General features: G+C 57.7%; 10 protein-coding genes. 3 read left to right on the top strand and 7 right to left on the bottom strand.

Features of this window, described 5'->3' with window-relative positions; genetic code table 11:
* From ACI2KB_RS28150 to rpsU, 3 genes are all read right to left on the bottom strand, one after another.
* Window positions 1-102, bottom strand: a 102-nt coding sequence (locus ACI2KB_RS28150) for an RNA polymerase sigma factor region1.1 domain-containing protein (RefSeq protein WP_404640223.1), incomplete at its 3' end; no start/stop codon positions are given.
* Window positions 103-169: 67 nt separating this feature from the next.
* Window positions 170-2,140 carry a DNA primase gene (gene dnaG / locus ACI2KB_RS28145; protein ID WP_404640217.1) on the bottom strand — a complete coding sequence of 657 codons (1,971 nt, stop codon included), beginning with the start codon at window positions 2,138-2,140 and terminating at the stop codon, window positions 170-172.
* Between the two features lie 246 nt (window positions 2,141-2,386).
* A complete protein-coding gene (gene rpsU, locus ACI2KB_RS28140; protein WP_108239945.1) occupies window positions 2,387-2,602 on the bottom strand; it encodes a 30S ribosomal protein S21 in 216 nt (71 codons plus the stop codon).
* A gap of 195 nt (window positions 2,603-2,797) precedes the next feature.
* Here rpsU and tsaD point away from each other — a divergent pair, with 195 nt between their 5' ends.
* Window positions 2,798-3,823, top strand: a complete 1,026-nt coding sequence (gene tsaD / locus ACI2KB_RS28135; protein ID WP_404640221.1) for a tRNA (adenosine(37)-N6)-threonylcarbamoyltransferase complex transferase subunit TsaD — start codon at window positions 2,798-2,800, stop codon at window positions 3,821-3,823.
* A gap of 55 nt (window positions 3,824-3,878) precedes the next feature.
* Here the strand turns inward: tsaD and plsY are convergent, their stop codons facing one another.
* Window positions 3,879-4,448 (bottom strand): glycerol-3-phosphate 1-O-acyltransferase PlsY, encoded by a 570-nt coding sequence (gene plsY / locus ACI2KB_RS28130; RefSeq protein WP_404640215.1) that lies wholly within the window; start codon window positions 4,446-4,448, stop codon window positions 3,879-3,881.
* 74 nt (window positions 4,449-4,522) lie between these two features.
* Between plsY and folB the strand changes: the two genes are divergently transcribed.
* Together folB and folK are read left to right on the top strand one after the other, a co-directional pair.
* Entirely contained in the window at window positions 4,523-4,876 is a 354-nt protein-coding gene (gene folB / locus ACI2KB_RS28125) for a dihydroneopterin aldolase (protein WP_404640213.1), read from the top strand.
* On the top strand, window positions 4,867-5,394 hold the full coding sequence (gene folK, locus ACI2KB_RS28120; RefSeq protein WP_404640211.1) for a 2-amino-4-hydroxy-6-hydroxymethyldihydropteridine diphosphokinase: 528 nt from the start codon (window positions 4,867-4,869) through the stop codon (window positions 5,392-5,394). Before folB ends, folK begins: the two co-directional genes overlap by 10 nt.
* A gap of 76 nt (window positions 5,395-5,470) precedes the next feature.
* On the opposite strand, the gene ACI2KB_RS28115 is transcribed toward folK, so the two are convergent.
* The 3 genes from ACI2KB_RS28115 to ACI2KB_RS28105 form a co-directional block, all read right to left on the bottom strand.
* On the bottom strand, window positions 5,471-6,700 hold the full coding sequence (locus ACI2KB_RS28115; protein ID WP_404640209.1) for a multifunctional CCA addition/repair protein: 1,230 nt from the start codon (window positions 6,698-6,700) through the stop codon (window positions 5,471-5,473).
* Between the two features lie 70 nt (window positions 6,701-6,770).
* Window positions 6,771-8,333, bottom strand: coding sequence for a SpoVR family protein (locus ACI2KB_RS28110; RefSeq protein ID WP_404640207.1), 1,563 nt, complete (start codon window positions 8,331-8,333; stop codon window positions 6,771-6,773).
* Window positions 8,330-9,601, bottom strand: coding sequence for a YeaH/YhbH family protein (locus ACI2KB_RS28105; protein WP_404640205.1), 1,272 nt, complete (start codon window positions 9,599-9,601; stop codon window positions 8,330-8,332). Before ACI2KB_RS28105 ends, ACI2KB_RS28110 begins: the two co-directional genes overlap by 4 nt.
* Window positions 9,602-9,715: the final 114 nt, after the last annotated feature.

Below are 9,715 nucleotides of genomic sequence, written 5' to 3'. Positions count from 1 at the left end.
GGGCAGGTGGTCGTTGACCTCGGCGTAAGTCAGATACTTCTGCTCACGGCCCTGTGTGCTCAACTCAATGATACGAGACTGCTGTTGCGCTTTTCCGGACATAACACCCTATCCACTGAAGGTCTTGGCGGGCAAAAAACAAGCCGAGGATTATACCCGAGCTAGGACCTCACGCGCCAGTTGAGGTCGGGGTTTGTGCAGGAAGATTGCGATTTAACAGGCTGAGCAGCCGAACTTTTTCATCGGCGTTCAATCCTGTCTGCCTTTCCTTCCTGATCAATTCATCCAGGTGGCGCTCGCGTTGGCGAGCGGACAACCTAGTTATAGTGTCGAAAAACTGTTGTTCAAGGTTGTCGGCCGCGATCAGCCATTCCTTTTCCGCCAGTTGTCGTAATAATTTTCCCTGATCGGTTCCATGCCATCGAGCGATGAGTTGCATGGGTTTCAGCTTTGGGTTTTTTTGCATGGCTTCGATCAGGGCCACCAAAAGCTGAGATGTGCTGTGTTCTTCGTCGGCGAACGTGCTCGCATTGGCCACTTTTGCCGAAAGGTCAGGATGATGAAGCAGTGTCCTGAGTGCAGTCAGGATCGGCGCTTCAACGCCTATCGGGACCCAGCGTGGTTCAAAATCCGACCGTTTGCCGTTCTTGTCCCACTTTTTGCCTTTGTCCCAAGGCTTGTTTTCCCATTTCTTTTTCTGGCCGCCACTGCTTGGCGTTTGTGGTGCCCATTCCTGCTGTGGTTCGTAAGCGTCGTGTGGCTGGTAGTCGCCATAATCGGGCACTGAATCGTAATCAAAGCCCGGATCGTAAGGCGGTGGCGCCTCGGCAGGGGCTGATTGCACCAACTGGTTTACCGTCGCCGTATCCAGCCCGGTTATTTCCTTGAGTCGCCGACGCATCAATTCGCGCAGATTGGCGCCTGGCACTTTTTCGATCAGTGGCGCAGCCAGGGTGACCATGTGCGCCTTGCCTTCCAGAGAGCGCGGATCCGCTTCCTTGGTCAGTTGCTCGAAAAAATAATCGGCCAGTGGCTGCGCATGTTGGTTGATTCTCGCCTTGAACGCGTCTGTGCCTTCGGCTCGAACCAGCGTATCCGGGTCTTCACCCTCCGGCAGAAATAGAAAGCGTGCCCGTCGGCCGTCTTGCAGGCTGGAAAGGGTGGCTTCCAGTGCTCGCCAAGCGGCGTTTCGCCCCGCCTGGTCGCCGTCGAAGCAGAACAGCACGTTCGGGACGACGCGATACAGGCGTTTCAAGTGTTCTTCGCTGGTTGCGGTACCCAGCGTGGCGACGGCATTGCGCAGGCCCTGTTGGGCGAGGGCGATGACGTCCATGTAACCTTCGACAACGATGATTTCGTCTAGGTTGCGATTATGTTTGCGCGCCTCGAACAGGCCGTAGAGTTCCTGGCCCTTGTGAAATACCGGCGTCTCCGGAGAGTTCAGGTATTTCGGTTTGTCGTCACCCAACACGCGGCCGCCAAAGGCGATGACTCGGCCTCGCGTATCGCGGATGGGAAACATGACCCTGTCGCGGAAGCGATCGTAGCGCTTGCCGGTTTCGGCATTTTCAATCAGCAGACCAGCGTCGATCATTGCCTTTTGCTGAAGCGTGTCGCTGCTCAAATGCTTGTAGAGATTGTCCCAGCCGGGCGGAGCGAACCCCAGTCCGAAATCACGGGCAATCTCGCCTGACAGGCCACGGCCTTTCAGGTAATCCACTGCAGCTTTGCGTGTCGGATGGCTTTTCAGCGCAGCACGGTAAAAATCGGCAGCGGCGGTCAATAAAGGGTAAAGCGGCGAATCTGTGGGCTGTCTTGGCTTTTGACCTCTGACGCCCTGTTCGCGGGGTACTTCCATGCCCGCGGCTTTGGCCAGTTCCTCGACGGCCTGGGGAAAGTCCAGATTGTCGTGGTCCATGATGAAGCCGAGGGCGTTGCCGCCTGCGCCACAACCAAAGCAGTAATAGAACTGTTTGTCCGGGCTGACACTGAAGGACGGCGTCTTTTCCTTGTGGAAAGGACAGCAGGCGCTGAAATTCTTCCCGGTTTTCTTGAGCTGGACGCGTGAGCTGACAACATCGACGATGTCGGTGCGGTTCAGGAGGTCGTCAATAAAACCTTGGGGAATCAATCCAGCCATGGCGTTCTCATCATCAGGCGCCCCGCCAGAAAGATCGTGGAGAATCCAAAGCGTAACGACGGTTGCCTGGTCAGTGTAGACCGGTCAGCGTAGCCTGGTTCAGGCTGGAAGAATTTGACTGGGCTTGTCGTGATTACGTCGAGGACGCTGAAAGCCTTTGTCTGTGCTGCGTGGGGCTAAATCTATAACTGCCGACAGCCCGGCTTTGAGGCCGGGCAAGGCAGAAGCTTGCGACAGACGTCTGTATTAGTACAGACGAACGGCGCGGCGCTGTTCGCGCTGAACTTTCTTGGCGTGACGCTTAACAGCAGCAGCTGCTTTACGCTTACGCTCGGAAGTTGGCTTCTCGTAAAATTCGCGGCTACGAACTTCGGCCAGAGTGCCGGCTTTCTCGCAGGAGCGCTTGAAACGACGCAGAGCTACGTCGAAGGGTTCATTCTCTTTAACTTTGACGGCTGGCATCCAGAGCTACCTTCATTCATTACCGGGGTCGACGCCTCGCACAACGCTTGTACTGAGTACGCCGGTTTTAAGGGTTGCGGATGTTAACCCCTCGGCGAGAGGAATGCAAAGCCTCTGATCGAAAAGCACTGGTCGCAGGCATGAGCGGCGACTATCATGCGCGCCTTCGAAATCAGCGTCCACAAGGCGTACCCCATGTTAGTACTGGGTTTGGAAACCTCATGCGACGAGACCGGCGTAGCGTTGTACGACAGCGAACGCGGTCTGCTCGCCGATGCATTGTTCAGCCAGATCGACCTGCACCGGGTCTATGGTGGCGTGGTGCCTGAGCTTGCCTCTCGTGATCACGTAAAACGCATGCTGCCCTTGATTCGTCAGGTGTTGGCCGAGGCCGACTGTGCCGCGACCGAGATCGATGCGATTGCCTACACCGCAGGCCCTGGGCTGGTCGGCGCCTTGCTGGTTGGGGCCTCCTGCGCCCAGGCACTGGCATTCGCCTGGGACATTCCGGCACTGGGGGTTCATCACATGGAAGGCCACCTGCTGGCCCCCATGCTGGAGGCGCAACCGCCTGAGTTTCCGTTCGTCGCTTTGTTGGTGTCGGGCGGTCACACGCAACTGGTGCGTGTCGATGGCATCGGCCTTTACGAACTGCTGGGCGAGACGCTGGATGACGCCGCCGGTGAGGCTTTCGACAAAACGGCCAAGATGATGGGCCTGAATTACCCCGGAGGCCCCGAAATTTCGCGTCTTGCACTAAGGGGCACCCCAGGGCGCTTCTCGTTTCCACGACCCATGACCGATCGTCCGGGTCTGACTTTCAGTTTCAGCGGTCTGAAAACCTCCGCGCTGAACACGTGGCAGCAATGTCAAAGCGCTAGGGACGACGGCGAGCAAACCCGTTGCGACATCGCGCTGGCCTTCCAGGATGCGGTGGTGGAGACTCTGACCATCAAGTGCAAACGCGCGCTGAAACAGACGGGCCTCAAACGTCTGGTGATTGCGGGGGGCGTGAGTGCGAACAAGGCGCTGCGTCAATCGCTGGAAGAGATGCTGCGCGGTATGGGGGGGAACGTTTTCTACGCCCGTCCGGAATTCTGTACCGATAATGGCGCGATGATCGCATTTGCCGGATGCCAGCGTTTGCAGGCCGGTCAGAAGGAAGACCTGAGCATCAGTGTTCAGGCCCGCTGGCCGATGGAGCAATTGCCGGGGTTGTAACGTCCGGATGAGATAGAAGAAAAAGGCTCGTATGAGCCTTTTTCATATTCTGGTTTCAGAAATGCCGTTCGCGCCCGGCAAAGAGGTCGCGTAGATTGCCACGATGGCGCCAGACGATCAGCAGGGTCAGAACGCTCATGGGCAACAGCGCGTGAGGTTGCTGCCAGGCGAGCAGCGGCAGGGTCAGCGGCGTGGCAATCAGCGAAGCCAGCGAGCTGGTGCGGGTGAGGTAGAACGTCAGCAGCCATGCGGCAATTGCCAGCAGGGCGGCGGGGGGATACAGGCCGAGTAACATGCCGGCTGCCGTCGCCACGCCCTTGCCACCACGAAAGCGGAAGTACAGTGGAAACAGGTGACCGAGCACCGCGCAAAGCCCGATCCAGGCCTGGCCTCTGGCGTCGAGCCCGGCCCAGGCGGCGATCAGCACGGGAATCAATCCTTTGCAGACATCGCCGATCAGGGTCAGGATAGCGAGCTTCTTGCCTGCCAGACGCAACATGTTGGTCGCGCCCGCGTTGCCCGAGCCACTGTCGCGCGGGTCCGGGCTGCCGTTCAGGCGGCTGAGCAGGATGGCGAAGGACAGCGAGCCGAGCAGGTAGGCGAGGATCGCCAGTAACCAAAACATGCTAACCATTCCGGGCGGGGATGCCCTGATTCTAACGGCGCATTGCGCCCTTGTCGTGCAGCGGAGAGAAAGGCTTGGACAGAGTTTTCATTGAGGGTCTGGAGGTCGATACGGTGATCGGCGCCTATGACTGGGAGCGTGGCATTCGCCAGGTTCTGCGTCTGGACCTGAGTTTTGCCTGGGACAACCGCCCCGCAGCGGCGGGCGACGATCTGAGCAAGGCCCTCGATTACGCCAGTGTGTCTGCACGCATTCAGGCCTTCGCCGACGTCTCTCAATTCCAACTGGTGGAGACCTTCGCTGAGCGGTTGGCCGAGGTATTGATGAGCGAATTCAATATTCCCTGGCTGCATCTGAAATTGACCAAGCCAGGGGCCGTAGCAGCGGCCAAGGGCGTGGGTGTGGAGATCGAGCGCGGATGCCGCTGACACGGGTTTTTCTCGGCCTGGGCAGTAATATCGATCGGCACCGTCACCTGTGTGCCGGGCTTGATGCATTGGCAGGCATTTTGACGGACATGTCGTGCTCTGCGGTGTTCGAGAGCCATCCTGTCGGGATCAAGAGCGGGCCGTTCATCAATCTGGTGGTGTCGGCGCTGACCGATCTGCCACTGATCGAGCTGGATCGCCGCTTGAAGTTCATCGAGGCGGATAACGGTCGTTACGCGCCTGATCGTAAAGGTCTGCCGCTGGATATCGACGTGCTGCTGTATGGCGAGCACGTGGGGAACTTCGATGGTCTTGTTCTGCCGCGCGCTGAAATCCTGAAAAACGCCTTCGTGCTGTGGCCACTTTCTTTGATTGCGCCGGAAAAGGTGCATCCGGAGACGGGGCTTACGTTTGCCCGGCAGTGGGAAATTGCTCAGATCGAACAGCAGTTGTGGCCAGTGGCGTTTGAGTGGCGGGGGCAGCAGTTGACCCCGGATTCAATCTTGTCTGCGGTCTAATCAGCACCGCATATCTCTCGTGGGAGCGAATGAATTCGCTCCCACAGAGGTCAGATGGCCTCCAGCGAAACCTCGGTCACGCCTGAGATGCCGCCTTGTAGAACGTCAGCGTATCCAGACGTTCACGCTTCAACGCCTCGCCCAACTCTTGCCCTTGATAACCCTTGTCCAGTAGCGGTTGAATCGCCACTTGCCTGGCCGCTTCCGCTGCGCCGCGCAGGTACTCGGCCTGTGGATAACTGCGATCCTCAAAACCTTTGCGGCCACGGGCGTCCATTTCGCAGGCAATGATGAACTCTTCGAACCGCTGAGGACGGCGGTACACGTCGAAGCTTTGCAACAGGTCCAGAAGGGTCGATGGCTTCAGTTCCAAAGCGCGATGACCATGGGTGTGGTACTGGCCGACCAACAGCGCCAGTTCCTGACACTCTTTCGGCACTTTGAAGCGCAGGTTCACAGCCTTTATCGCTTTCAGTCCCTTCTGTTCATGAGCAATGTGTCGTGGCCAGTCCTCCTGCGGGGTCAGCCCCTTGCCCAGATCATGGAGCAGGCACGCCCAGCGCACGCTAAGTGGCTGGTGATGCAGCGCAGACTGATGCAACACGCTCAGCACATGCACGCCAGTATCGATTTCAGGGTGATGGGCTTCTGGCTGAGGGATGCCGAACAGGGTGTCTATTTCGGGCATGAGCACGTTGAGCGCGCCACAGTCCCGCAGCACCTGAATGAATACTTGAGGCTCCGACTCCATCAATGCGCGAGAGATTTCCTTCCAACTGCGCTCGGGTGTCAGGGCTTCGAGCTCGCCTGACGCGCTGAGCTCACGCATCAATTCCAGCGTCTCGGGGGCAATGGTGAAACCGTCAGGTGCATAGCGAGCGGCGAAGCGGGCAACCCGCAACACACGCAGTGGATCTTCGGCGAAAGCGGGGGAAACGTGGCGCAAGATGCGTGCTTCGAGATCCCGTTGACCGTGGTACGGATCGGTGAGGTGGCCGTCCTTGTCTTCGGCCATTGCGTTGATCGTCAGGTCGCGCCGAATGAGATCTTCTTCGAGCGTGACGTCGGGGTCGGTGTGGAACACAAAGCCGCCATAGCCTCGGCCGTTCTTGCGTTCGGTGCGCGCCAGCGCGTATTCCTCACCCGTGAGCGGGTGGAGGAAAACCGGGAAATCCGTCCCCACCGGGCGATAACCCTTGATCAGCATTTCGTCGGTCGTCGCGCCGACAACCACCCAGTCCGTGTCCGAGACCGGTTTGCCAAGCAGGCGATCGCGAACGGCTCCGCCAACTTTATAGATCTGCATAAAAAACCTCCGTAAGCGCGACAGGATAAACCTTACGTCGCTCTTGCGGAGGTGCAAACCGCTTTATCTTCTAAAGGTGAACGACGGCCAGGTCGAGCCGGGGATATTCACTGTCGGCGTGATCGCCTCTCGGTGGGACGTGATGGGTTTTCATGACCTGGTCGCCTTGCAGTGTTTCCAGATGAATATCGAAACCCCACAGACGGTGCAGGTGTTTGAGCACTTCTTCGGTCGAGTCGCCCAGTGGCTTGCGGTCGTGTTGTTGATGGCGCAGGGTCAGCGAGCGATCGCCACGGCGGTCGATGCTGTAGATCTGCACATTGGGTTCGCGATTACCCAGGTTGTACTGAGCAGCGAGGGTTTCTCTGATCGTTCTGTAGCCTGATTCGTCATGAATGGCGGGAACGAGCAGATCGTCTTTCTGATCGTCATCCAGAATGCTGAACAGTTTCAGGTCGCGAATGACCTTGGGCGACAGGTATTGAAGGATGAAGCTTTCATCCTTGAAGCTGCTCATCGCGAACTTCACGGCGGTCAGCCAATCGGTGCCTGCAAGGTCGGGGAACCAGCGACGGTCTTCTTCGGTGGGGTGCTCGCACATCCGCCGAATGTCCTGATACATGGCGAAGCCCAGCGTATAGGGGTTGATGCCGCTGTAATAAGGGCTGTCAAAACCGGGCTGGAACACTACGCTGGTGTGGGATTGCAGGAATTCCATCATGAACCCGTCTGTGACCAGACCTTCGTCGTACAGGTCATTCATCAGGGTGTAATGCCAGAAGGTTGCCCATCCCTCGTTCATCACCTGCGTCTGGCGTTGCGGATAGAAATACTGGGCGATCTTGCGCACGATACGCACCACTTCACGCTGCCATGGCTCCAGCAACGGCGCGTGTTTCTCGATGAAATAGAGGATGTTCTCCTGCGGTTCGGCCGGGAAGCGCGCGTTGTCCTCCTTGTCGTTCTTGCTCGCGCTTTTCGGGATGGTGCGCCACAGGTCGTTGATCTGTTTCTGCAGGTGCTCTTCCCGATCCTTCATGCGCCGACGTTCTTCTTCCGCCGAGATCGGATAGGGGCGTTTGTAACGGTCCACACCGTAATTCATCAGCGCATGGCAGGAGTCGAGCAAGTCCTCCACGGCGTCGATGCCATGGCGCTCCTCGCACTGCATGATGTACTGCTTGGCGAACACCAGGTAATCAATGATTGAGCTAGCGTCGGTCCAGGTGCGGAACAGGTAATTACCTTTGAAGAAGCTGTTGTGGCCATAGCAGGCATGAGCCACGACCAGTGCCTGCATGCAGATGGTGTTTTCTTCCATCAGATAGGCGATGCACGGATCGGAGTTGATGACGATCTCGTACGCCAGACCCATCTGCCCTCGCGAGTAGGACTTTTCCGTACTGAGGAAGTGTTTGCCGTAGGACCAATGGTGATAGCCCAGCGGCATGCCGACTGACGCATAGGCGTCCATCATCTGCTCGGCGGTGATCACCTCGATCTGATTGGGATAGGTGTCCAGTGCGTACCGTTCGGCAATGCGGCTGATCTCCCGGTCATAGGCCTGGATCAGTTCGAACGTCCACTCTGAACCCGTGGAAAGGGGTTGGCGTTTCTGTTCTCTACCGGTCATGTCACTAACCTGCGCTGGAAGAGTTCACGGAATACCGGGTAGATGTCCCCGGCGGAGACCAACTGTTGCTGCGCGAAGGTGTCAGCGAAGGCTTCACCGATGCGCTCATATTCGAACCACAGCGCCTGATGTTCGCGCGGGGTAATTTCGACGTAAGTGTAGTACTGCACGAACGGCATGATCTGTTTGATCAAAATGTCTCGGCAGATTGGCGAGTCATCGTTCCAGTTATCGCCGTCCGAGGCTTGCGCTGCGTAAATGTTCCACTCGTTGGTGGGATAGCGCTCGGCCATTATTTCCTGCATCAGTTTCAGCGCACTGGAAACGATGGTGCCCCCGGTTTCCCGAGAATAGAAAAACTCTTCTTCGTCGACCTCGCGGGCGCTGGTGTGATGGCGGATGAACACGACCTCGATCTTGTCGTAGTTGCGCTTCAGGAACAGGTACAGCAGGATGAAAAAGCGCTTGGCGATGTCCTTGGTCGCCTGGGTCATGGAACCCGACACGTCCATCAGACAGAACATGACCGCCTTGGAACTTGGGTTGGGCTGTTTGACCAGCAAGTTGTATTTGAGGTCGAAGGTGTCGAGATAGGGCACGCGCTTGATGCGTGCGCGCAACCGTTCGACTTCAGTTTCCAGCTCCTGAATATCACCAAAATTGTCAGGTTCTTCGCGTTTCATGCGCTCAAGTTCGGCGAGCGCTTCCTTGAGTTTGGCGCGGCTGCTGCCGGACAGGGCGATGCGTCGTGCGTGTGCCGAGCGCAATGTGCGAATGATGTTGATGCGCGACGGGTTGCCTTCGTTGCTGATCCCTGCGCGTACGGTTTTGAAGGTGTCGGTACCGGTCAGGTTGCGTTTGACCAGGTTGGGCAGTTCGAGGTCTTCGAACATGAATTCGAGGAACTCTTCCTGGGTGATCTGGAACACGAACTCATCCATGCCTTCGCCGGAGTTGCTCGCTTTGCCAGCGCCTTTGCCACCGCCGCCGCCTTGAGGCCGGGCGATGTGTTCGCCAGTGGTGAACTCCTTATTACCGGGGTGGACGACTGTCTGTTTGCCGCCACGCCCATGATGCAGCACCGGTTCGTCGATATCTCGCCCCGGAATGCTGATTTGTTCGCCGTGTTCCATGTCAGTGATAGAGCGACGACTGACCGCTTCTTCCACTGCTTTCTTGATGTGATCACGGTAACGCCGCAGAAAGCGCTGACGATTTACCGTGCTCTTGTTCTTGCCATTGAGACGTCGGTCGATCACATAGCTCATAAGCCCTCCGGGCAGCTACAAGGTAAAAACAGCCACAAGCTGCAAGCTGATCTGGCCGGACATCAGGCGCCGCTCCGTTCAGCTTGCCGCTTGAAGCTTGTAGCTCACAGCTGT

It is taken from the genome of Pseudomonas sp. NPDC088444, from assembly GCF_044900175.1.
Taxonomy (GTDB): domain Bacteria; phylum Pseudomonadota; class Gammaproteobacteria; order Pseudomonadales; family Pseudomonadaceae; genus Aquipseudomonas.
Note: the sequence above shows the minus strand (reverse complement) of the source record. Positions and strands in the feature narration are given on the sequence as shown.

Bases quoted from the DNA above. Each gene is read 5' to 3' on its own strand.
- dnaG (WP_404640217.1), bottom strand. From the start codon at position 2,140: ATGGCTGGATTGATTCCCCAAGGTTTTATTGACGACCTCCTGAACCGC.
- rpsU (WP_108239945.1), bottom strand. From the start codon at position 2,602: ATGCCAGCCGTCAAAGTTAAAGAGAATGAACCCTTCGACGTAGCTCTG.
- tsaD (WP_404640221.1), top strand. From the start codon at position 2,798: ATGTTAGTACTGGGTTTGGAAACCTCATGCGACGAGACCGGCGTAGCG.
- plsY (WP_404640215.1), bottom strand. From the start codon at position 4,448: ATGTTTTGGTTACTGGCGATCCTCGCCTACCTGCTCGGCTCGCTGTCC.
- folK (WP_404640211.1), top strand. From the start codon at position 4,867: ATGCCGCTGACACGGGTTTTTCTCGGCCTGGGCAGTAATATCGATCGG.
- ACI2KB_RS28115 (WP_404640209.1), bottom strand. From the start codon at position 6,700: ATGCAGATCTATAAAGTTGGCGGAGCCGTTCGCGATCGCCTGCTTGGC.
- ACI2KB_RS28110 (WP_404640207.1), bottom strand. From the start codon at position 8,333: ATGACCGGTAGAGAACAGAAACGCCAACCCCTTTCCACGGGTTCAGAG.
- ACI2KB_RS28105 (WP_404640205.1), bottom strand. From the start codon at position 9,601: ATGAGCTATGTGATCGACCGACGTCTCAATGGCAAGAACAAGAGCACG.